A 24068-nucleotide genomic window follows, 5' to 3' on the forward strand; every position below is an offset into this window, starting at 1 on the left:
ACATAAAGATGAATGGTAATGTGAGGCAAATTATTATCGATCAATTGCTATCATGGCCAGAAGTAACTCAGCAACCACACCGTTTCGGAGGGATTGAATTTCTGTTTATCGGAAAAGAAATTGGTCATCTACATGGAGATCATCTAGTCGACTTGCTCATGCCAAAATCGTTTCGCGATCAGCTTATAGTTTCAGGGCGTGCGCAACCCCACCATATGTAGTGATAATAAGAACACTCCATATTAGTTTGGTATTCGATGGAGAACCCTCAGGCATTATGCCAGAGGGTTTTCCTGCATGAATATCGGGAGGGTTTACTGTTCACAAAAATGTCGGATTGGCAATCAAGTACGTAGAGTAAAATTTCATAATATTGGCATTCTAATAAGGCCATTCATTCTGACCACTACAGTAGGTGATCATATAGATAAGTACAAAAAGCAAGAGAAATGGTTAATATGGCTCTGTATCATTGTCGCTTCTCTCATGCTTCTTTCCTGGCTCCGGCAGATGATCGCGTATTCGTAATAACTACATTCCCAAGCAATTTCCAAGCTGAAAAGGAGTACATCACCTATGACTTATGATTCCGTGCTTTACAGCCGAATGCTCACTGAGCTCACATTCGCCTTCCATATTATCTTCGCTACCGTAGGTGTCGGAATTCCAATCATGATCTCATTCGCCGAGTGGTCTGGCATTAAGCGAAATGATCCTTACTACCTGCTTCTTGCGCGGCGCTGGGCCCGCGGTTTCGTCATAACCGTTGCTGTTGGTGTTGTCACAGGAACCGCAATAGGTCTCCAGCTCAGCTTGCTTTGGCCGAGCTTTATGCGCGTTGCCGGCCAAGCGATTGCTTTACCTTTGTTTATGGAGACCTTCGCCTTTTTCTTTGAAGCTATCTTCTTAGGCATCTATCTATACACTTGGGATCGATTCCGCAAGCCCATCACTCATTTCTTGCTATGTATTCCCGTTATGCTCGGATCTTCAGCGTCTGCTTTTTTTATCACAACCGTTAACGCATTTATGAATACCCCGCAGGGCTTTAAGCTGAACAACGGTTCCATTACAGACATTGAGCCGCTTATAGCTATGTTCAATCCCGCTACGCCAACGAAGGTAGCACATGTGCTTTCTTCTGCCTATATGACTAGCGCCTTCGTCCTTGCGGCTATAGCCGGCGCTGCTTTGCTTAAGAAGCGCAATTCGCTCTATCATCGTAAAGCGCTCAAGCTAACGATGGTCGCTGCTCTTTTTTTTTCGATTACAACTGCACTGATCGGAGATCTTTCCGGGAAATTTTTGGCCAAATACCAACCCGAGAAGCTGGCTGCCGCTGAATGGCATTTCGAGACAGCTAGACAGGTGCCGCTTGTTATAGGAGGGATTTTAACAGAAGATCATCAGATTAAATACGGGTTGAAAATCCCATTCGCACTTAGCATTCTAGCTCACGATAACCCGAATTCCGAAGTTCAGGGCTTAAATGAAACACCTGTTACTGAGCGTCCCCCACTTATTGTTCATTATTACTTTGATTCGATGGTCACGATAGGCATCTTCCTTACGGTACTTGCTATGGTATCTGTTTGGATGGTTTACAAATTAAAAAGTGTCCAATATCCAAGTTGGCTGTTGAGGTTGGTCGTCCTTTCGGGTCCACTTGCCATTTTGGGGATAGAAATGGGTTGGATATATGCAGAGGTAGGCAGACAGCCTTGGATACTTCGAGGATATATGAAGACCGCTCATGGAGCGACTACTTCTACACATGTGGATTTGATGCTTCTTTTGTTCTGCATTCTATATGTAGCTATTGGGTTCACTTTGATCAAAGTACTTAGGAGAATGTTCATGAACAGCGATGTACAAGAAGAACTCAAGAGCAGAGGTATTGAGGGGGGACCTAAACAATGAAATACGAGTTAATCGGCATTACAGTACTATGGATATTTCTGTATGGGTATCTGATCGTAGCTTCCATTGATTTCGGAGCAGGCTTCTTTAGTTATTACTCCTACGCTACCGGAAAAAAACATCTCGTTGAAAACATCATCAAACGTTATCTATCTCCCGTATGGGAAGTAACGAATGTTTTCCTCGTTTTCTTCTTTGTCGGCATAGTCGGCTTCTTTCCGGATAGCTCGTATTACTTTGGAACAGCCCTTTTGGTGCCTGGCAGCATCGCGATTGTTCTACTTGCGATACGCGGCTCTTACTATGCTTTTAGTATTTATGGACAAATGCAAAAACAAAGCCACTTGTATACATTTTTGTACGGAGCAACCGGCCTCCTCATTCCCGCTTCCTTATCAACCGTCCTGACAATATCAGAGGGAGGTTATATGACAGAGGAGAATGGCAAGGTTATTTTACACTTTAGCAAGCTCTTCACAAGCTCCTATTCCTGGTCGGTTGTGCTGCTTGCACTTGTTAGCGTTTTGTACATTTCTGCGATGTTTCTTTCCTACTATGCCAACAAAGCCCAGGATTACGAAGCACTTGAAATCGTCCGAAGCTACGCACTAGGCTGGAGTCCGCCAACAATCGTGTGCAGTATATTTGTTTTTTTCGCTATTCGTTGGCACAATCCGGAGCATTTTAAGGCTATGCTTGATCTTTCTTGGATGTTCGTTGCTTCGTTACTATGCTTCATAGCAGCCGTCTATCTGATTTTTAAACGAAAAAACTTTGGCTGGGCATTTATTCTTGTCATGCTGCAATTCGCTTTTGCCTTCTTCGGATATGGAGCTTCACACTTGCCGTATATCCTTTACCCATTTATTACCATTCATCAAAATTTCACGAACGATGCTATGGCTATCTCCCTAATTGTCGTTTTCCTTGCTGGATTATGTCTGCTTATTCCATCACTTGTACTACTGATGCGACTGTTCCTGTTCGACGCTGAATATGTGCGAGGGAATCCCTCCAAGAAAGGGTGATGATTATGGATTTCTTTTTGCTTATGATTGCGCCTTTATTGCTTGTAGCTTTTTCAATCGGGATTTTGTTTCTGATGTTCTCAAAAGGGCAGGATAAGTTTCCTGAATAACCGAAATTTATGCCCTGCCCTGGACACAAGCTACATTGATCTCAAATAGCAAAAAGAGGATTTCAGTTACAATCCTCTGGTCTATTCTCTATGAAGGTAATATCATTTTAACTCTTGAAAGTTAACAATATATTGATCTAATTTTTGACTAAGATCTACTACTTTCTCATGCGTGAAACTTCCGCGTAAATACGCCTCTTCTACCATTTCAATGCGTAAAGCTTCGATTTTTTCTAATAATAGTAGTTCCATATCAATTATTCACACCAATTCTGTTCAATGATGGTTTGTATACCTATTATAAAACAGGACGCAGAAAAAGGTAATGATGGGGTCGATAAACTTTATGACAAATTTGTGAAATATTATTTCAGTGTCGAATAATGATTTTGTTTTTTTACGCCATCATATCGGTTAGAACGACAAAGTTGTACTTAATGCAACAATAGACAAGCTTTATTTCGCTTTATCCGCGCGAAAGTTGTAAAAAGCACAACAATCCAGCCTAAAGTAGCTCTACACCTATAAAAAGACCAAATTGTTGTCAAACAGATATCAAAAAAATAAGCCGCCAGCTCTATGCCGGACGGCTTCGTGATACGAGATTATTGAATGGATTGCAGATGCTCGGAGAGACGATCCCAAGTTTCAGTAATACCTTGCTCCATGCCCATTTCCATGACGGTTTTGAGCGCTTCAGGTGAAGCGTATTTTGAGCGGCTGACAAGCTTCGTCTTGCCTTCATGCTCTACAAAAGTCATCGTTATGTGAGATGACGGCATCCCCTCCGTTTCATTCCCTTCGGCATCCGAGAAGTAATCAACGTAAACAATTTTCTCAGATTCAACGATTTCATCATAGACTGCTTTGCCCCAAGATTCGTATCCGTAAAAATCTCCTTGGTTCTGATCGATACACTTCATGCAATAATGCCAGATACCGCCCGGACGAAAATCGACGTTACAAACTGTAAGCGTCCAGCCGCGAGGTCCCCACCAATGTTTTAGATGCTCGGCCTCGGAGAATGCTTTGAATACAAGCTCACGTGGCGCGTTAAAAACACGCTCCAAAATTAGTTCCTGACCCTCTACCTTGGTAATCATTTGGTTTGACATTGAAATTCCTCCTACAATTTAGTTTTGTTTGTTTTCTTTGTTTCGCAGCTTCTGGAGGTAATTCTCCAGTACGTCAAGTCGTTCATCCCAGACACTCCGGTAGGTTTTAAGCCAGGTGTCCAGTTCTTGAAATGGTTCCAAACGAAGTTTGTAGTTCCGGCGATTGGCGACAGCCTGCACCTCCACAAGTCCGGCCTCGAGAAGAACACGAAGATGCTTCGAGGCTTGAGGCTGGCGAAGCCCAAGGCCATCGGCGATATCCCCTACAGTTAAGGGACCATCTAACAGGAGCTCAACAATGCGTAAACGGTTGGGTTCGGCCAGTGCGTTAAATGTTGTATTATCCATGATGATGATTTCCAGTTCCAGTTCTAGTCAAGTCCGGCCACCTCATTTCGTTAGGAAGTTTCCTTATTTCTAATAACAATATACCTCAATGAGAATATTCCTGTCAAGGAATATTCTCAAATTGATTTGTAAGTATTCTCGAGCAAGATTCGGTGGCGTAAAATCAACCATAAAACAGAGAAAAAAAAGAAGTGCGTCTAAGTGAACGCACTTCTTTCTATTTCCGATAATTTCCGGAAAGCTGTTGAACTAGCTTAACCATCTTTTTACGAATGAAAATCTTGTCCGGAACGAACTTCTTTGACATAACCGGCGCGAATGACAAAATCGCCAAAATGCTCGTTTTCTTGTCGTTCCTTCGCGTATTGATTAACAATCGGCCGCAGTGACTCGAGAATCTCCACTTCGCCGATGTTTTCCTTATACAGCTTGTTCAGTCGGTTTCCGGAATGTCCGCCGCCCAAATACATGTTGTATTTGCCTGGTGCCTTACCAATGAACGCGATTTCCGCTAACATTGGACGGGCGCATCCATTCGGACAACCGGTCATGCGAATGACGATCTCTTTATCACTCAAACCGGCTTCTTCCAACATCGGCTCGATTTTATCCATTAAGTCAGGAAGGTAACGCTCAGCCTCAGCCATCGCCATACCGCAAGTTGGCAGAGACACGCAGGCCATAGAGCTTCTGCGCAATGCGGAGTACTGAAGCCCGTCCGTAAGACCGTATTCTTTGATCAGCTCTTCGATCTTTTTCTTCTTCTGAGTGCTTACATTACCGATCACCAGATTCTGGTTCGCCGTAAGTCTGAAGTCCCCGGTGTGCACTTTGGCAATTTCACGAAGTCCAGTCATCAGCAGGTAGTTATCTTCGTCTTTAACACGACCGTTTTGAATAAACAGGTTGAAATGCCATTTCCCGTTAGTTCCCTTAACCCAGCCATAGCGATCTCCATTATGATCAAAATGGTATGGACGCGCCGCTTCGAGCTTCCAACCTAAACGAGCGGTTAGTTCACCAACGAACCAATCAATGCCGCGGTCATCAATCGTATATTTAAAACGTGCATGTTTCCGCACAGAACGATCACCATAATCCCGTTGAATCGTAACTGTCTTCTCTGCCAAATCAACCATTTGATCCGGCGTGATGAATCCGATCACTTGGGCTACTTGCGGGTAAGTTAACGGATCGCCATGGCTCATCCCCATGCCGCCACCGACGGATACATTGAAGCCTATGAGACGTCCATCTTCAACAATAGCAATGAAACCCAGATCTTGTGAGAAGACATCCACATCATTGGAAGGCGGTACTGCAATACCGATTTTGAACTTACGCGGCAAATACACCTTTCCATAGATCGGCTCTTGCTCTACGCCATCTTGGCTATCCACTACCTTTTCGCCGTCAAGCCAGATCTCGTGATAGGCTTTGGTCTGTGGATCAAGATGGTTGCTAACGCGGCAGGCCCATTCGTATACTTCGGCATGAACATCCGACTGGTAAGGATTCGGATTACACATGACATTTCGGTTAACGTCACCGCACGCGGCTAATGTACTTAACAACGAATCATTGACTTCACGGATCGTCTTCTTCAAATTCCACTTCAACACGCCGTGAAGCTGAAAAGATTGACGAGTCGTCAAACGGATAGTTCCGTTAGCATACTTTTGTGCGACCTGATCCATCATCAACCATTGCTCTGGTGTAACGACTCCGCCAGCAGCACGCACACGCAGCATGAACTGATAGGCTGGCTCCAGCTTCTGCTTTTGCCGCTCGTTGCGCAGATCCCTGTCATCCTGCATATAGCTTCCGTGAAACTTCATCAGCCGGTTATCATCCTCGGGGATGGACCCCGTAATTGCGTCTATCAGCGTCTCTTCGAGACTCCCCCGCAAGTAGTTGGTTCTCATTTTAATGTGTTCTACTTCGCTGTGCGGCGCACTGTTCTTTGAAAGTAAATTGTTTTCTGACATATTGGCCTTTCTCCTCTCGCGATCTTTGGGATCTGAACTTAGTAAACATCCCTCTGATAACGTTTTTGCTGTTGCATACGGGTCAAATACTCCGCTGCTTCCTCCGAGCTGAAACCGCCCTCTTGTTCAATAATTGTTGCTAGGGTCGCATGAACGTCGTGTGCCATTTTCTTTTCGTCACCACATACGTACACGATTGCCCCTTCTTGAAGCCATTTATAAAGCTCCGCGCTCTTCTCAAGCATCCGATGCTGCACATATACTTTCTGGTCGGTGTCGCGGGAGAACGCAACATCCATGCGCGTCAACACGCCATCCTTAAGCCACTTCTGCCATTCAATCTGATAAAGGAAATCTGTGGAGAAGTGCTGATCACCGTAGAAGAGCCATGATTTGCCTTCGGCCCCTGTCTCTTCTCTTTCTCCGAGAAAGGCTCTGAACGGAGCGACGCCCGTGCCAGGTCCGATCATAATGATAGGAGTTTCCGAGTTCTCGGGAAGCTTGAAATTCGGGTTGTTTTGAATGTAAACCGGCAGCGTTTCGCCAGACTTGATTCGCTCAGCGAGCTGCACAGAGCACACGCCATAACGTTCTCTACCTTGAGTCTCGTAACGCACCGTACGGACGGTAACGTGAACCTCATCCGGGAAAGCTTTGGAACTGCTCGCGATTGAGTACAGTCGAGCAGGCATCTTCCGAAGGATCGCTACGAATTCGCCTGCAGGTACGCCCTTAAGGGAGTAATCCTGCACCAAATCTAATAAATCCCGCCCACTGATATATGATTTAAAATCTTGCTCACGTCCTGCAGCCAACAGCTCTTGCAGCCCATTGCTTGAAGTAAGCTTTGCCACTTGTTCCAACAACGGTTTTGTCAGTACAGTAATTTCATAATTGTGAAGCAGCGCTTCGCGCAATGAACGCTTCTCGCCGTTCTTATTAATAGTAACGAGTTCCTCAGCTTTCCAACCCATGGCTTCGATCAATTCATCTACAAGGCGCGGGTGGTTCTCCGGATAGATACCTAAGCAATCACCCGGTTCATACTGAAGATTGGATCCCTCCAAGGAGATCTCAATGTGGCGGGTTTCGCGGTCCGATCCACGGCCATTCAGATTCAAATTCTCAAGAACCTCGGCTTGGAATGGATTTGTTCTGGAATATTCCGATTCAGTACCGCTTTCAACTGCTGCTCCAACGCCACTCACAACAGTCGAGCCCATTGAAGCTTCACTTAAAGAGCTCATAACGGAACTCATCCACTCTGCAGCTGGCTCATCGAAATCCACGTCACAGTCGACACGCGGCGCAAGGCGTTTGCCGCCAAGCTCTTCCAGACGTTTGTCGAAATCCTTGCCTGTTTGGCAGAAAAGCTCGTAAGATGTATCTCCAAGTGAAAGCACGGAAAACCGCAGTTCCTCTAATTTAGGAGCTCTCTTGCTATGAAGGAATTCATGGAAGGATATAGCGTTATCCGGTGGATCTCCTTCTCCGTGGGTACTCACTAGCACAAGCAAGTTTTGAATCTTTTTCAAATTGTTAGGTTTGAAGTCAGCCATCGAGGAGACTGTTACCTGAAAACCTTGCTCTTCTAGCTTTTTGGACATTTTCTTCGCTAATCCTTGAGCTTTACCCGTCTGTGATCCGAAGAGTACGGTCACCTCTTTAGAGATTACCGGCGCATTCGCCGCCAAAGTCGCTAAGGGAGCTACAGGAGCTGCACCAGAAGTCGTCACGACAGCCGATCCCTGAAGTGCTGCAAGATACCCGTTCAGCCAAATTCGTTGTGATTCCGTTAGTGTAGGAAGTAATCGATTAAGTAATTCTACTTGTTCCTGATTAAAAGGACTGTTTGTTACTTGAAGTACCAAGAATATCCACCTCTCATAGCCTGCAATGATATTATTTCCTATTATACATTTTCGCATTATTTTCACTCTCTTGAAACTATCATGTATGTCGAAATAGGTCAATTAGAATGATCTTATATGATCTATCAGTAATACTGATAAAGGGGTAAAACCCCAGAAAAGTACAGACCGATATAAACAGTCATAGACGAATAGTATAGGATACAGGAATTAAGCAAGGGAGCTTCGCTAATGAGATTTGTAACAGAAACGAGATTAAAACGATTGGAAGAACTGATCCAATTGATTCCTGAGTATGAAGAAAGAAGCCACGCTCTTCATCTACTGAATTCGATTCGTAGTGATATCGATGATAACTATGCGGAAATTGAAAAACCGATCAGCTTAAGCGGCTTAAATCGACGGCCAAACGACCGGAAATAAGCCAAAAAAATAGCAAAAAAACGAACCTCTAGAATTGCTTCTAACGTTCGTTTCGCATGTTATTATTAAGCCAAGATTCGCAGTTACATGGCGTCCAGTATGATACCAGCCGTTTCCTCAATAGCTTTTTCTGTGACATCGATCACGGTACATCCAAGCTGCTTATACAAGCCGAATGCATACTCCAGCTCTTCCGCCACTCTTTCTAATGCCGAATATTTAGCGCCAAATGGCAGCCCAACTGCTTTCAGCCGTTCCGTACGGATCTTCACAAGCTGCTCAGCGCTCATCGTCAATCCGATCATTTTGCTTTTGTTAAGCGTAAACAACCCTTGAGGCGGCTTTACTTCCGGCACCAAAGGATAGTTGGCAACTTTGTATCCTTTATGCGCCAAATAAATACTTAGCGGTGTTTTCGACGTCCTTGAAACGCCCAACAAAACAATATGAGCTTGTTTTAGAGCGCTTGTGTCTTTTCCGTCATCGCTTTTTACAGCAAATTCGATCGCTTCGACGCGCTTATAATAATCTTCATCCATTTGGTGCAGCAACCCTGCTTTCCTTTTGGGAGAATCATTAAACGTATCGATGAAAGCTTGCATGACAGGACCTAGGACATCAATGCTAGTCACGTTTAGGCGAATCGCTTCTTGACGCATCATCTCTCTTAATTCCGGAAGAACGAGCGTATAAACAACAAAACTGCCAAGTCGCGAAGCTTCCTCCATCATACTTCGGATTTCTTCCTCCGTACGCATAGTTCCAAAACGCCTTACATGAACTTGACTGGCGTTAAACTGACGAATTGTCGCTTGAACAACCGTGTTTGCCGTTTCCCCAACCGAGTCTGAGCAAACGAATATCGTATGGACTTTCTCCTCCACCCGTGAATACCTCCTAATTCGCAGCTAGTTCCAACATTAATTTGGTCATGGTTGTTTTCGTTATTCGTCCAATAACGCCATACTGGTCTTGTTCAGAGTCCAAACTCACAACGGGCAGACTGTCAACTTGATGATGAATCATTTTGCGCGCCGCATCAATGACGTGGTCCTCCGGACTTACGGTAACGATGTTCGGGTGTCTCGTCATCACAAGACTTATCGGCATGGAAGGAGCACCCGCATTGCCTAACGTTACTTTTAACAAATCTTTTCTAGATACAATACCAACTAATGCCCGATTACTGCTCACAATCATCAGAGTACCCACATTCTCAAGAAACAGTGAGACGACGGCATCATTCACCGTAGCTGTTTCTTGAAGAACGACAGGTAAACCCATAACATCTTTAACATAAATGCCATCAAGTTTTTTGTATGATGATTCTTCACGCTCCAGCGTTTTACCGAGAAAATAACCAACCTTTGGCTTCGCATCCAAATAACCTAGCATAACAAGCAGGGCAAGGTCGGAACGAATGGTAGGACGGGCGATTCCGAGCATTTCTGCTAAGTTTTCTCCGGTAATCGGAGCATGTTTTTTTACACGTTCAATGATTTCCATTTGACGGGATGTAAGTTCTATCGCATTTCCCTCCCCGAACTTTCATGTTCATCCCTATTTTAACCGATTTTCTCGCGTTATCATATGGCTTGAGCGACCTTTTGTTCACCGATAACACCATGCAAGATGAACGCTTGTGCCGCAGCTATTCGAGCCAAAGGAATTCGGTAAGGAGAACAGCTAACATAATCCAATCCGGTCAAGTGGCAAAAGAAAATCGACTCTTTATCTCCGCCATGCTCCCCGCATATGCCCGTTTTGAGGGACGGCTTAACGAGCCTGCCCGCATTCACGGCCAAATCAATCAATTGTCCGACTCCTTCTGTGTCAAGCACTTGAAACGGATTATGCGGAAGAAGCTTCTGATCAACATAGTGGGTTAGAAATTTACCCTCCGCATCGTCACGGCTATAACCATACGTCATTTGCGTCAAATCATTGGTGCCAAAAGAGAAGAAATCGGCATATGCCACAATTTGGCGCGCAGTTAGAGCCGCTCGTGGAACCTCGATCATGGTCCCTACTTTGTACGGACAATCCCGAAGTTTGTCTTTCCCAAGCACCTGTTCCGCAACAAAATCAACAAGCTCTCGCAAAATTTTCAGTTCATTGGCATGGCCTACAAGCGGAATCATGATTTCCGGAAGAACTCGGATGCCTCTGTCGATACAGCTTGAAGCTGCCCGGAAGATAGCCTCTATCTGCATATCGTAAATTTCCGGATATACAATTCCCAATCTGCAGCCCCGCTGTCCGAGCATAGGGTTAGCCTCATGGAGACCCTGCACTTTGCGGAGAAGGTGAGCGATCTCTTCTCTTTCTAAGTCTGAGACACTTTTATTGTAAGTCAGCTCCGTATATCTTTTTTGCAGATCTTCAAGGTTGGGTAAAAACTCATGCAAAGGTGGATCCAGCAACCGAATCGTTACCGGAAGGCCATCCATTTCCTCGAACATGCCTTCAAAATCTGACTGCTGCATGGGAAGCAGCTGTGAAAGAGCCTGCAAGCGATCTTCTTTATCATCAGCCAAAATCATTCGTTGAACAACAGGTAGACGAGTTGGCGAGAAAAACATATGCTCTGTTCGGCATAAACCAATCCCTTCGGCTCCTAATTGTCTCGCAATTTTCGCATCTTCCGGATTGTCTGCATTCGCGTATACCTTCAGCGTACGAATCTCATCCGCCCACTTCAACATGACGAGAAGCTCATCCGTCATCCTGGCTTCTCGCAATGGCATAGCCCCGACAATTACGCGTCCGGTTGCACCGTCGAGCGTAATCCAATCGCCTTCTTCTACGACTCTGCTTCCCGCCAACATCCGCTTCTCATCAAGCACAATTCGCACTTCTTCGCAGCCGCATACGCATGGTTTGCCCATTCCCCTTGCCACAACAGCGGCATGGCTCGTCATTCCTCCGCGGCTCGTGAGCACTCCTTCCGATGCGATCACGCCATGAATATCTTCGGGTGTTGTTTCGTTTCTTGCTAGAATAACTGTCTTGCCGGCGCGGTTCCATTCTGCAGCCGTGTCTGCGTCAAACACAAGCTGTCCAACCGCAGCGCCTGGCGAAGCAGGAAGTCCTTTGGCCAACACATCCTTTACAGCCTCTTCATCAATACCTCTGTGCAGCAGCTGATCAAGATGCGACACTTCGATGCGCTCAACGGCTTCCTGCTTAGTCAATAAACCTTCTTGGACCAAATCGACAGCAATCTTGAGCGCAGCTTGGGCGTTTCGTTTCCCGTTTCGCGTTTGCAGCAGGTAAAGCTTATTATTTTCAACCGTAAACTCGATGTCCTGCATATCTTTGTAATGCTTCTCTAACTGCTTGGATGCCGTGAACAGCTGCTCATAAATCTGAGGCATTTCGCTTTTCAGCGCGGCAATCGCCAGCGGTGTTCTGATACCTGCAACCACATCTTCCCCTTGTGCATTAATCAGGTATTCACCAAAAAATGTATTCTCACCCGTGGATGGATTTCTCGTAAAGACAACGCCTGTACCGCAGCTGCTGCCCATATTGCCAAATACCATGCTCTGAATGTTAACAGCTGTCCCCTGTTCATCTGGAATCCGATTGATTTTGCGGTAAATCTGGGCTCTTTGATTGTTCCATGACTTGAATACAGCCTCAACGGCTAATCGCAACTGCTCATAGACATGCTGAGGAAAAGCTTGACCTGTTTTTGAAATAATACACTTTTTGTAATCTTCGATAAGACCCTTCCAACCGTCAGCTGTAACATCCTGATCTTGATGGACGCCTTCTTTCTCTTTCAAACGGTGCAGCAGCTGCTCGAAATGATAGCCTTCAATGCCAAGCACCACGTTTCCAAACATCTGCATCAAACGACGGTAGCAATCATAAGCGAACTTTTCATTGTTCGTAAGAGCAGCCAACCCTTGAACCGTTACGTCGTTGAGACCGAGATTCAAAATGGTATCCATCATACCCGGCATCGAAGAGACAGAACCGGACCGCACGGAAACAAGAAGTGGATTGTTCGCATCCCCGAACGTTTGTCCCTTCTGTTTCTCTAACTGCTTAAGGGCTGCTGCAATTTGTTCAAGCAGTTCCTCTGAGATCCGATTGCCAACCTTAAAAAAAGCTAAGCAGGCCTCAGTTGTAATGGTGAAACCCGGTGGTACGGGAAGGCCGGCTCTTGTCATCTCAGCAAGATTAGCCCCCTTTCCTCCCAGTAAAGCTTTCATTGAAGCATTTCCCTCCTGAAAGGGTACCACTTGTTTCTGAGTCATTATTTGTTAGCCTCCTTATTTTTATCGATACATAGGGTTGAATTGCACAAACTATAGAATTTTTTATATCCGTCCGTAGGTAACGTTGCAATCACTTCATTACATGATTTACAAATGATAACACCCAGATCATACCGATGAATGGCCGCCAATGTTACATGGTTTGTGTTAGACATTTCGTTTCCCCCTTTAGTTGTGTGCTTTCAGCACGTGACATATGAGCTACTAAATCAATGACTCGGTTTGTGTAACCCCATTCGTTGTCATACCAGGCCAGCAGCTTGATTTGGTTTTCGTGCGTCATAATGCTAAGACCGTCTATGATGGCAGATTTCTCATTACCTATATAATCCGCAGAAACAAGCGGCAATTCATTGTAGTCAACAAAGGATCCTATTTGCCCTGCAATCGCTTTTTTAATGGCGAACTTCACATCATCAACGCTAACTTTACGGCCGACCACCACTTGGAGGTCTAACAGTGAAACATCTTGTGTCGGGACGCGGACGGACACGCCTTGAATTTGGGATGCGAGATGAGGAATCACATCGATAAGTGCTTTACCCACGCCAGTCGAAGTCGGAATAATAGAATTGGTGCATGCCCTCGCACGTCGAAGATCTTTATGCGGGTTATCCATATGATTTTGATCATTCGTAAAAGCATGAACCGTTGTCATCCAACCCTGTTTAACAGAAAAAGCTTCATCTAGGATATGTAGCACTGGTGCGATACAGTTGGTTGTACATGAAGCTGCAGATACCAAGCGATGCTGCTTAGGATCATACTTCTCTTCATTCACACCCATGACAACTGTGAGGTCCATGTTCGTCCCTGGTGCTGTAATCAAAACCTTCTTGGCTCCAGCAAATAAATGTCGTTCAGCACCATGCCGATGATTGAACTTTCCGGTTGCATCCACAACCAATTCAACACCATAATCCTCCCACGGCAATAAATCCGGCTCTCTTTCACAAATGACGGTAATCAGCTTTCCGTTAATCCTCATTAAGTTATCATTTAACACATCAATTTTCGCGTCCCATGTGCCATGAACGGAATCATATTTCAACAAATGGGCCAATACTTGAATGGGGCTTGTTGAGTTGATCACGTTGATTTCAAACTCCTGCTGCTTCTCGGATAATGCTTTTCTCAAAAAAAGCCTTCCGATTCTACCTGTACCACTAATTCCAACTCGCATCTCCATCCTCCAATTCGTTAAATCGTTATTTAGTATGTCATAAATGTATCATATGGTTATATAATGTACAATATATATTTTTAAGTTCACAAAAATATCATTATTTATCACTATTCTTGGGATTTATTTTATATATGACGTCATATATAACGTTATATTTAAGACACAAAAAGACCTCGGCGCTTAACGGTCGGCTTCTTTCATAATTTCCTATACAATAAAAAACCGCCTTACGATGGTTAGTCGTAAGGCGGTAGTTAATACAGCATCAATTAATCATTCTATGAATCCCTCCATCAAATCCATACTCACACCCACAGCTGCTTTGCTGCCATCGGCCGCGGCATAAATTAACTGCGAAGGCATGAAATACGACGCATCCCCGGCGGCATATAAACCCGTAACTGAACTTCTTCCAAACTCATCTGTCCTAATTCCACCTAATTCCGTCATCTCGCAGCCCAAACTTTCCCCAAATGAACTTTTTTGCACAAATTTAGGAGTAACGAAGCCACCGGCTCTAAGGATATGAGTACCATCTGTAAATCGTACCTGCTCAAGCAATCCATTTTGACCGATAAAGGCCGCAATGGGTTGTTCCATGACCTTAACTCCCTTCGAGTGAAGCCATTCTTTTTCCTGCTCCGACAATGACGCTTGACCGTTCGTGCATAGTACCACATCCTTACTCCAATTCAGAAGAAGTTTCGCCGTATGGAAAGCAGTCGGATACTCGGAGACAACAACAAGCGGTTGATCCCGGAGCTCCCAGCCATCACAATAAGGACAATTAAATAAACTTTTCCCATATAACGGATAAAAGCCTTCGATCTCAGGAAAAACCTCCTTCACACCCGTAGCCAAAATCAGTTTTCGCGCTTGAACGCCAACACCTGTTGAAGTGAACATCTCAAAACCGTATTCGGTTCTGTTAACAGATGTAACTTCAGTCTGCCAATGATTAACTGACGGATAACGCAGCACTTCTTCATAGGCAATACGTCGGAACTCGGCCGGTGCTATGCCATCTCTCGTGATAAATCCATGGGATGCGTGTGTTACGGCATTTCTAGGTTGATTATTGTCAATCAAAGCCACGCTTCTCCTTGCTCTTCCTAGTACCAGTGCTGCATTCAAACCCGCTGGTCCTCCGCCAATAATGGCACAATCATAAATCATGATGATCATCTCCTATTTAGAATTAGAATTAAGGTTATAACAGACTCTCAATATCTATAATTACTTTAAAAAAACGACTTATCTAAAACTGAAGTAAACTTTGTGAGCTAAATCAACGAAATTCTATTATAGACTTTATATATCTATAATATCCATTGAATTAAGATGTGTCAAGAATAGCCATCTTCTTAAGGACTTGATCAAATAGAATCGCCCGGAAAGGATATTGGGATACGAAAAAAGGTGAAAATAGAGAGACGGGGACTATGCTTGGCCATTTCCCGGGCAATAATAGAAAGTGATAATGCAAATATTTATCACTCAATGATTGTGCTTTCTTGTTTAAGAGTAAAATATAATGTTTAATGTTTACAGAAACGACTATTTTCTGAATTCGAGGCGAGTGATAGCGATGCAAATGGAAAAACGCAAAGATAAATGGAACGACCTCTTCGAACTGGCCATGTATGCGACTGCCGCAGTCTGCTTCGTTTATTTTTGGGTGAAAGGTATCCCAGCAAAAATGTTTCAGGCCGTTTTGATTGTTGCTGTGCTGCTGATCATTCGCTTCGTGGTCAAAATCACAAAGACCACGATGTTTGCAGCATTGCGCTTTTCCGTCTTATTGTTCATTTTTATCACCATGTTTTTGGCTAACGAATTTGGATTTTACAAAGTTATCCCTTACTTGGATAAAATTGAACATCTCTTTTCAGGCTTGATCCTTTGCTTCGTCGGTTTAATGATTTATATGAAAGCAAGTAAAGGTGAGAAAGCAGCCGTACCGAATGCGAAAGTTGCCGTGTGGTTTTGCCTTTTCTTTTCCATCGCCATGGCCGGCGTTTGGGAAATATATGAGTATACGACGGATAGTCTGTTCGGTCTTCATTCGCAAAACGGAAGCTTGGTCGACACGATGACGGATATCATATGTGGAACCATAAGTGCCATACTAACCAGTATCTATCTTGCTTTCAAGGCGAAGCAAAGAAAAATGCCTCTCATTGACGTGCAATCCTGACCCGTGAACGGGGTATGTATTCTAACAAAAATAGACCAATCTAAAGTCTGATTAACTTAGATTGGTCTATTTGGCATTATTCTTTACTGCTATGCTCAATTCGTTAGACGTACCTGCAAATGAGCCAGTTTGTGCTACTCCACTTGAGTCCCAAATCGCCAAAGTTCTTGTATTCAGTTTTCATTTTGTGAATTCGAAGCATGAATCCTACTTCCATTGGATTAACTCCAATGGAAGTGGGGATTTGATAGCCTGGAAGCCAATTTCATTGGAACTATTCCAATGAAATTGCGTTTTTTGAAGTCTGAGAGTCGATTCCATTGGAAAATTTCCAATGGAAGTATTAATGTTATCCTTCAATACGATTCGAATGTTCCAGCTAATCTTATCGCTGAATCCCGATGGTAACAATTTCGCAAGGACCTGTCGGCAAAGACATTTGGCCTTGGGCATCAGCATCAATACTCGCCCCTTGTACTTCCATAATCGTACTCTTATAGAAGGAGTACAGAGGTAGGTTGGAACTTAGCTTGAGCTCAGTGTTTTGGGAGCTCATGTTGTACCAACGGAGCAGCACATCGCCAGTTCCTTCATTCATTTTCATGGAAGAAAAGGCCATCTTATCGCCTTCCCAATAGAATGGTGCATACGTAGGTGAGATGCGCCCAGTGTGAATGCCCGTTTGACATAACGTCCACGGAATTTGGAATTGGTAGGCTTGCTCGTAAGCGCCGAATTGTTCGCCTTCACCGCTATACGGAATGATGGTCATTCGGACGGTATGCTCGCCCAGACACTGCGCTTCCGGCGTCGGGAACAAGCCCCAGTCGCCAAGCTCGCCAACCGCGCGAAGCAGCGTCACGGCAATCGTATTGCGTCCGTCCCGCAGAACTTCGTATTCGTTCAATCCGAGGTTAGCAACAACAAGACCAGCCTCCGCCTCGCTTACATCAATAAATGCCTGTTGATGCTGCGTATTGCTTGGATTTTCCCACTCAGCAGTCGGCGTGTTGTCACGCTGCGGAATTTCAAACATGGAGTCGACGCGGTGAACTTGTGTATTCAGATCCGACGGGAACAACATCCGCAGACGATGATCTTTGGCCTGATTGTTGAAGGTGGCTTCGATCTCTACTCCTTTGCCGCCGCGGTTCAGACTGACAATGGTACGGATCTGCATAGGTACCATGCGAGCTGATCGCTGTGCTTTTCTGTGCGGATAGTAGATCAAATCTCGCTGCTCTTCCTCCAGTAATTCGTCCGCCGACTCGGGAATTTCCCAGTCGTGTACAATCTCAATAGTTGCCTGATAGGGCGTATCCTTTAACACACGGATATGTGCAGCTAGATCGCGTGTTGTAAGCGGCGTCTCGCCATCCGGTTGTTTGTACATATATTCGTTGCCGATATCCCCGGTATTCTCATATACGCCTAAATCCCTGTAAGTTCGGCCATTCTTCTTGTCTGTCAACGTGAATGAACCGTTATTCACGATTTCGATCTTCAGCGAGTCATTCTCCAGCACCCGGTCTCCCGATAGCAGCGAGGAAGATGAAATCTCATCTTCTCTCTTCACCCAAGCGTACGTCTTCAGCCCTAAAGCAGGAACCTTCTCCGCTTCAAAAGTCAGCTTCACTCTACGACACATATACGGCTGACGGAACTTGTCGTTCGGCAAATCGTAACCAAATTGCAGTCCGAGATCTTCGATTGTGCAAGGAATATCGTTCCCCTGCGCATCCACGAGCGTACGGCCTGAAAGATCCGCCGCCTTCGCAAAACTGCTTGCTTCTTCAAGCGTGTAACCATCACGGAAGTACAAACGCAAGGCATCGAGCTCGATACTCACTACGCCGGTACGCTCCCAACCGGAGGTATTGAAAACAACGACCGGCAGGGCGCTTTCGCCCGCTTGTGCAAAGCTCGACGTATCGATCGCTTCAGCAATCGCACGTTTGCTGTCATCGACGATCGATTCCGCTACATGCCGGCTTTTCTCGAAACGAGTCACCATTTCGCGGTGTACTTCGTCTACAGAGCAGCCGCAAATGCTATCGTGCGGATGATTTTGCATTAATGTTTTCCAAGCATACGTGAACAAATGATGCGGGTATTTCTCCCCAACTTCGAGGACGTGCGCGAAAGCAGCCAACGGTTCAGCCACTTTCTCCAGCATCGCTTGCCCCAGCTGATTCATCTGCTTCAAGTAAACACGAGCGGATGCGGTGTTCACGAGCGTAGACCAACCGTCTGTCCGTTGACTGCGAAGCTCGCCTTTTACCGTAGAAAGTTCATGCTTCAAGGAACGCTGAACAGCCTGCAAGTAATCGATAAAATTCGAATGAACAAAGGTCGTATCCGGATACAGATCGCGCGCAGCTTGAATCGCCTCAGGCAAGTCCAACTGAACCGGCTGATGGTCGCACCCATTCATAAAGAGCAGCTCGCCAGTCGATGCGTATTTCTCCGCGTCCGCTAGCTTCCGCTCCCAGTACGCTTTCGCTTCTTCTCGGTCTACTGGAATTTCATTGCCGTTCGAATACCAGTTGGCGAAAAGAATGCCCAGCACTTGGGAACCATCGGGTCCTTCCCAAAGCAGTTCCGAGAATGACGATTCATAATCACCGTCAGACACGGTATTGTTAAAGCCAGTCGGCTTCACGCCACGCCCAAATAAAGCATTCGTGATTCCGGACTGCTGCATCAATTGCGGCGTTTGGCCTACCAGTCCGAACGTATCGGGAAAATAACCGATCTTCGATACGTCTCCATATTTCTTCGCATCTTGATGTCCAATCTGCATATTTCGTACATTGGCTTCACCGCTGGTCAGAAATGCATCCTGCAAAATGTACCACGGACCTATTAAAATACGGCCGTCCTGAATAAATTTGGTCAGTCGATCCTTTTGATCCGGTCGAACTTGGAGGTAGTCCTCCAAAATGATCGTTTGTCCGTCCAAAAAGAAGCTGCGATAATTCGGATCCTGATCCATTTTATCCAGCAGCGTATCTACTAGCTTAACAAGACGAACATGATGCTTCTCATAGGGTAAATACCATTCCCGGTCCCAATGCGTATGGGAAATGATATGAGCGGTTCTCTTGGTACTCATCGTTTAACTCCTTTCAATATGGACTGCCTCCGGACGGTACACGGAGATGAGATTGCCTTGGGCATCAGCAGCAAAGAGAACGGAACGCTCTTTCTCTAGTGTAAATGCATAAGTTGCCTCGCTATCCGTATCCTTCACTTCGACATCCACGTTCCATGCAAATTCAGATACGAATACATACAGGAAGCCGTTCTTAAAGCTTAACTTCCTTCCGTATACACCTGCAATATCGCCGCCTTGCAGCCATTCCAATCCGCTTTCACAGCCCGCGGCATCGATGGCATAACGATACAGGCGGGCGACCGTATCCAAGCGTCCGTTCAATTCAACCGGCAGCGGACTCCAAATGAGTCTGCCTTTGCCCAGCGGAATATCGACAACCGCATCGCTTGCGCTAGCAGACCCTGTTCCCGCGCCTGAATGTCCAGTCCGCACTTCTTTCACGACTTCGGCTATTCGACGCTTATCAAAGGATACCGGGAGCGCTGCACCTTGCAGCCCAAGCATTTCTTCGCGGCGTACGTTGTGAAGCTCCGCTTCACCTAGTTCATCGATCAGACGCGGTGTTTGTTTCCAATACGCATCAATGCTGATTGGACCTGTCGCAAGCAGCGTTGCACCCGTACGCTGTACGATATCTACAAGCTTCAACCAAGCTTGATCATCCAAATTATGCGCGCTCGGCAGCAGGATCAGCTTCGCCGGTTGGTGCTCCAGCGCATCCAAATGATACTCCGATGCCGCACGGAACGGCATCTTCAATTGATAGGACAGCACGCGCGTCATACTAGTCGTAGCATCAAATGCCAATTTCCGGTTGGAAAAATCGTTCGAATAAGGGAAAATCGCTACGATATCCTCCAACGCCCGATCCTGGAACAAATCTCTGATTTCAGCCATAAACCGCCCGAAATCGTAAGAGACATTAGCTTCTGGCTTCTCTGTGCCGTCAGCACGAAGCGCACCAATATGCGATTCGTTCGCATTATCCATATAAAAGTTAGTATTCCAGATCCAATGAATAGCACCGGCGCCTCCGGTAGCAAATGCATAGGCATATTTCCGCTCCAACAGGCTGCGCAGTTCGTTCTCCGAACGTTTAGCGCGTCCATCCGGTGTCTCCACGTACATGATGCCTGTTTCTTGAATAACATTTGGCTTATTCGCTGTTTTGGCAAAAATGCCGTCCCAAACGAGGTTATCGTTCAGCCACCACGAGTGTACGGTTGTATAGTCCACTGCCTCCTCATAAAACAAAGGAGAAGGCCGCTGTGCGCCAAGCGCTTCATCTTGACCGACCACAACAAGATGATCAGGACTGATCTCTTTAATCGTATTGTAGAGCTCTTTGGCCCAACGGTTATGCATCTCCATAGAGAACAAACAGTAATCCAGCCAGCGAGTTCCTTTCTTGCCCTTGTGCATATCCTGTACGTCAAAATTGATTTCTCCAGCCTCGGGAATAGCCGCCGCTTCAAAAGTCGGAAGCTGTTCAGGCGACATATTCCATTTCTCCTGAAGAAGCTCGATGCTGTTATGACGCTGCTTAAGCCACTCTACAAAAGCCTCCCGTTCGTAGATATCCCGAGTGGAACGCGGTCCCGCGGAAAAAATCAGTGCAGGATCAAACATAGATGGCTCGTTAATCAGATCCCAATCCACATGCGTCGTCGCACGGTGACGCGAAACAATGGAGCGGATAAACCGCTTCTGTGCCTCTACGCTTTGCGGATCGAGATAAGGGTTAACCCCTTCCCAAGTTTCTGGCGTAAAGGAGAAGAAGGTGAACGTTACCTGAAGATTGTGCTTCTTAGCCGTTAAGAAGAAAGCATCGATAGCTCTCAGAACCTCTTCGGAAGCATGTCCATCCACCTGCATGATATTGCGGTAAGCCGTCCAAATCCCTGTTCGGATCCAATTGATGCCGGCTTTGGCCATTTGGGCCATATCTCGATCCCAGACATCGCTATTGGGCAGGAACAAGAATTTGCGAGCGACATCGGAGGTCATATATGTCATGCCGACAATCGGCAGCGGGCGTCCGTCTTTGATGAAATAGTCGCGACCGCTTGTCATCGGTTGTCCCTCCGCGAGCAGCAAAGGATCGTGTCCCCAGAAGCCTTGGCGAAGCACGCGAAGCTCGCCATCCTCAGACGTTGCCGTGCAAGTTACACGGTATAAACCACGTTGTATGTCTAGCGGTACCGGGATGCGGACTACATTGAATTCTTTATTCACTTGAGCTGTCAAACGATGGGTCCACACGTCTTGTGTGCCACCCTCATGCGCTACACGAAGATCAAACGTCCATTGCTTCGAGTCAGCTCCAGCTTGGAGCCCTCCGATAAGCTGAGTTTGAAGCGTCAGCATGGCATGCTCTCCCGGCTCGAAGCTGGCATAATTCGGCTTAATCCACAGCTCTGTAACGCCATTAGCACAAAATGCTGCCCATGCCATCAATGCTTGGGCACCTCCTTCGCTCCAAAACGAAGGACTAAGCGGTACATTGACAAACATCCAGCGCGAACCGATAAACGTGCCTCGCGAGTTTTCCCAAAGAACGACAGGCGCAGCCACTTCGCGGCCGTCCTTACTGATGCTTTTCAATAGCGGATAAATCTGTGTGCTCATGGTACCCGCAGCGCCCATTTGATCGGGCAAGTCGCTGTTGCGTGTCGTATGCGGGACCAGATTCCACGTATCTGCAAGCGCGAACATCGATTCCTGCCCCTGAAGCAGAGGCAAGGTCTCTAACGCTGTATAGGAGCGCATGGGAACGGCTTCAACACGAAGTATTTCATGAATGTACAACTGCTGATGATAGGCGGTCTGCTCCGATTCTATATGCCAGCCATCAGCTTCTCGACGCACCGGACGCTTGAAGGCTGCGCCGCCAATACTTAGCAGCCCGCCGCCGCGTTTCAAGAATGCCAGGATTTCCGGCCATGCGGACTTAGGGAAATACGGGGCATGCAGATTAACGAAGCATCCATCAACCGTCGACCGGAGAGCTTCTCCAAGTGCATCGGCGCCTACAACAACAGCACCATGCTCCGCGAGTAGATCAACTTTCACTTCACAGGAATTGCTGATCGGAAATGTAGCATCATAGAATATAATGACCGGTTGACTCATAGCAAACCATCCTTCATCGCTTTATACACCAACTGGGAGAATAAACTGTTCGACCAGGCGAACCATTTCCGCGTAAAAATCGTTGGATCATCGACATGAAAGCCCTCGTGCATAAACCCGGTGTCTGCATCTGTTGCTTCAAGCATCGCGATCATCGCCAGCTTCTCTTCATCAGTGGAAGCCGTCAAGCCCTGCATGGACAAGGCCATATGCCAAATGTAATCGTCCGGCGTATGCGGACTGCCGATGCCTCTGGCAACTTTGCCTTCGAAATAAAACGGATTCTCTTTGCTTAACGCGAATCGTCTTGTGTTCTGATAGATGGGATCATCCGCCGATACATAACCCAGATAAGGAATCGACATTAGTCCAGGAGTGCCCGCATCATCCATCAAGCAGTAGTTGCCGAAGCCGTCTGTCTCATACGCATAAATCGGTCCAAACGCGGGATGGCGATAGATACCATACAGCTGGATGCCATGGTCAATATCCGCTTCAAGGGCTTTCAGGTCTTGGAGAAAGTCCATATCCCTGAACACCCATTCCGCAAATTCTTGCATATGGCGAAGAGCCACAACCGCGAACATATTCGCTGGAATATTGTAATGAAAGTCGCAGGCATCGTCACTTGAACGAAAGCCTGACCATACCATGCCTGTGTAATTCACCGGCATCCCCATCCCGTTATTGCGCAGTGAATCCGTCGGAATTCCGTTATTGCGAGTGAAACGATAAGGTGACTTTTCAAAGTGGTATTGCTCCGTCTTAAACAATTCATAGATTTTAAACATCGCTGCTTTAAATCCCGCATCGAAAATATCCGTTAACTCCGTTTCCTTCCAATACGCATAAGCCAGCCGCATCGAGAAGCATAACGAATCCAGTTCAAATTTACGCTCCCATACCCATGGCGACATTTCCGTTTGATCCGCCTTATTCCAGTGCCAGTCGTTCGCTGATTCGTTAAACGCATTGGCATACGGATCGATATGAATATATTGGATATGACGCTTGATTAAACCGCTAATGATGTGCTGCAAATCGGAGTCCTGTTTGGCAAATGGCACATAGTGCATGACTTGTTCCACAGAATCGCGCAGCCATGACGCAGGGATATCTCCGGTGATGACGAAGGTCGTGCCATCCTCCATCAATTTGGTCGTCGTCTCTAATGTATTAGGAAAACAATTTTTAAATAGCTGCAGCAGCTTCGGACGATGCGCCAGCTTCTCTTCGGCTTCCAGCAATACTTCTTGAATGGCCTTTGGCAGCTCCAGTTTCGGCATCGGAATTTTCGGCAGTCTGAATTGTTCCACGGTAAGTCCTCCAAATTTTTCTAGTTT

At 46.0% G+C, this 24068-nt stretch carries 20 protein-coding genes; 6 read left to right on the forward strand and 14 right to left on the reverse strand.

Going from position 1 to position 24068, the window contains the following annotated elements:
• The first annotated feature begins 8 nt into the window (after positions 1-8).
• From ASG85_RS37385 to cydS, 4 genes are all read left to right on the forward strand, one after another.
• The gene (locus ASG85_RS37385; protein ID WP_082588310.1) at positions 9-221 is read left to right on the forward strand and encodes a luciferase family protein; all 213 of its coding nucleotides are present in this window, start codon (positions 9-11) and stop codon (positions 219-221) included.
• A 355-nt stretch (positions 222-576) separates the two neighbouring features.
• Positions 577-1920, forward strand: coding sequence for a cytochrome ubiquinol oxidase subunit I (locus ASG85_RS31375; protein ID WP_060648853.1), 1344 nt, complete (start codon positions 577-579; stop codon positions 1918-1920).
• Complete coding sequence (locus ASG85_RS31380; protein WP_057306656.1) at positions 1917-2948, forward strand: cytochrome d ubiquinol oxidase subunit II; 1032 nt, start codon at positions 1917-1919, stop codon at positions 2946-2948. Before ASG85_RS31375 ends, ASG85_RS31380 begins: the two co-directional genes overlap by 4 nt.
• A gap of 5 nt (positions 2949-2953) precedes the next feature.
• Positions 2954-3058 carry a cytochrome bd oxidase small subunit CydS gene (gene cydS, locus ASG85_RS40025; RefSeq protein ID WP_414858804.1) on the forward strand — a complete coding sequence of 35 codons (105 nt, stop codon included), beginning with the start codon at positions 2954-2956 and terminating at the stop codon, positions 3056-3058.
• A gap of 102 nt (positions 3059-3160) precedes the next feature.
• On the opposite strand, the gene ASG85_RS37395 is transcribed toward cydS, so the two are convergent.
• The 5 genes from ASG85_RS37395 to ASG85_RS31400 all read right to left on the reverse strand — a co-directional run bounded on the left by ASG85_RS37395 (position 3161) and on the right by ASG85_RS31400 (position 8380).
• Positions 3161-3310, reverse strand: coding sequence for an aspartyl-phosphate phosphatase Spo0E family protein (locus tag ASG85_RS37395; RefSeq protein WP_082562532.1), 150 nt, complete (start codon positions 3308-3310; stop codon positions 3161-3163).
• 353 nt (positions 3311-3663) lie between these two features.
• On the reverse strand, positions 3664-4173 hold the full coding sequence (locus ASG85_RS31385) for an SRPBCC domain-containing protein (protein WP_060648854.1): 510 nt from the start codon (positions 4171-4173) through the stop codon (positions 3664-3666).
• Positions 4174-4191: 18 nt separating this feature from the next.
• Positions 4192-4521, reverse strand: coding sequence for an ArsR/SmtB family transcription factor (locus ASG85_RS31390; protein ID WP_057306658.1), 330 nt, complete (start codon positions 4519-4521; stop codon positions 4192-4194).
• Between the two features lie 266 nt (positions 4522-4787).
• Positions 4788-6509: an assimilatory sulfite reductase (NADPH) hemoprotein subunit gene (cysI, locus tag ASG85_RS31395; protein ID WP_057306659.1), complete on the reverse strand. Its 1722-nt coding sequence runs from the start codon at positions 6507-6509 to the stop codon at positions 4788-4790.
• 38 nt (positions 6510-6547) lie between these two features.
• Positions 6548-8380: an assimilatory sulfite reductase (NADPH) flavoprotein subunit gene (locus ASG85_RS31400; RefSeq protein WP_060648855.1), complete on the reverse strand. Its 1833-nt coding sequence runs from the start codon at positions 8378-8380 to the stop codon at positions 6548-6550.
• Between the two features lie 231 nt (positions 8381-8611).
• On the opposite strand from ASG85_RS31400, the gene ASG85_RS31405 reads away from it, so the two are divergent.
• Positions 8612-8803 (forward strand): hypothetical protein, encoded by a 192-nt coding sequence (locus ASG85_RS31405; protein WP_057306661.1) that lies wholly within the window; start codon positions 8612-8614, stop codon positions 8801-8803.
• 83 nt (positions 8804-8886) lie between these two features.
• On the opposite strand, the gene ASG85_RS31410 is transcribed toward ASG85_RS31405, so the two are convergent.
• The 6 genes from ASG85_RS31410 to ASG85_RS31430 all read right to left on the reverse strand — a co-directional run bounded on the left by ASG85_RS31410 (position 8887) and on the right by ASG85_RS31430 (position 15454).
• Positions 8887-9687: a pyruvate, water dikinase regulatory protein gene (locus ASG85_RS31410; RefSeq protein WP_057306662.1), complete on the reverse strand. Its 801-nt coding sequence runs from the start codon at positions 9685-9687 to the stop codon at positions 8887-8889.
• Between the two features lie 13 nt (positions 9688-9700).
• Complete coding sequence (locus tag ASG85_RS31415; RefSeq protein WP_060648856.1) at positions 9701-10309, reverse strand: helix-turn-helix transcriptional regulator; 609 nt, start codon at positions 10307-10309, stop codon at positions 9701-9703.
• 80 nt (positions 10310-10389) lie between these two features.
• Complete coding sequence (ppdK, locus tag ASG85_RS31420; RefSeq protein WP_060648857.1) at positions 10390-13071, reverse strand: pyruvate, phosphate dikinase; 2682 nt, start codon at positions 13069-13071, stop codon at positions 10390-10392.
• Positions 13071-13247 (reverse strand): GapA-binding peptide SR1P, encoded by a 177-nt coding sequence (locus tag ASG85_RS38355; RefSeq protein ID WP_156390228.1) that lies wholly within the window; start codon positions 13245-13247, stop codon positions 13071-13073. The genes ppdK and ASG85_RS38355 overlap by 1 nt, the downstream gene beginning before the upstream one ends.
• Positions 13226-14281, reverse strand: a complete 1056-nt coding sequence (gene gap / locus ASG85_RS31425; protein ID WP_060648858.1) for a type I glyceraldehyde-3-phosphate dehydrogenase — start codon at positions 14279-14281, stop codon at positions 13226-13228. The genes ASG85_RS38355 and gap overlap by 22 nt, the downstream gene beginning before the upstream one ends.
• Positions 14282-14551: 270 nt before the next feature.
• Positions 14552-15454, reverse strand: coding sequence for an NAD(P)/FAD-dependent oxidoreductase (locus ASG85_RS31430; RefSeq protein ID WP_060648859.1), 903 nt, complete (start codon positions 15452-15454; stop codon positions 14552-14554).
• Between the two features lie 412 nt (positions 15455-15866).
• Between ASG85_RS31430 and ASG85_RS31435 the strand changes: the two genes are divergently transcribed.
• Positions 15867-16475 carry a hypothetical protein gene (locus tag ASG85_RS31435; RefSeq protein WP_162257298.1) on the forward strand — a complete coding sequence of 203 codons (609 nt, stop codon included), beginning with the start codon at positions 15867-15869 and terminating at the stop codon, positions 16473-16475.
• Between the two features lie 385 nt (positions 16476-16860).
• On the opposite strand, the gene ASG85_RS31440 is transcribed toward ASG85_RS31435, so the two are convergent.
• The 3 genes from ASG85_RS31440 to ASG85_RS31450 are packed head-to-tail and all read right to left on the reverse strand — an operon-like array spanning position 16861 to position 24041.
• Positions 16861-19590: an alpha-mannosidase gene (locus tag ASG85_RS31440; protein WP_060648861.1), complete on the reverse strand. Its 2730-nt coding sequence runs from the start codon at positions 19588-19590 to the stop codon at positions 16861-16863.
• 3 nt (positions 19591-19593) lie between these two features.
• The gene (locus ASG85_RS31445) at positions 19594-22725 is read right to left on the reverse strand and encodes a beta-galactosidase (protein WP_060648862.1); all 3132 of its coding nucleotides are present in this window, start codon (positions 22723-22725) and stop codon (positions 19594-19596) included.
• A complete protein-coding gene (locus ASG85_RS31450) occupies positions 22722-24041 on the reverse strand; it encodes a glycoside hydrolase family 125 protein (RefSeq protein ID WP_060648961.1) in 1320 nt (439 codons plus the stop codon). Before ASG85_RS31450 ends, ASG85_RS31445 begins: the two co-directional genes overlap by 4 nt.
• Positions 24042-24068 lie beyond the last annotated feature (27 nt).

Source organism: Paenibacillus sp. Soil724D2 (assembly GCF_001427935.1).
Classification (GTDB): domain Bacteria; phylum Bacillota; class Bacilli; order Paenibacillales; family NBRC-103111; genus Paenibacillus_E.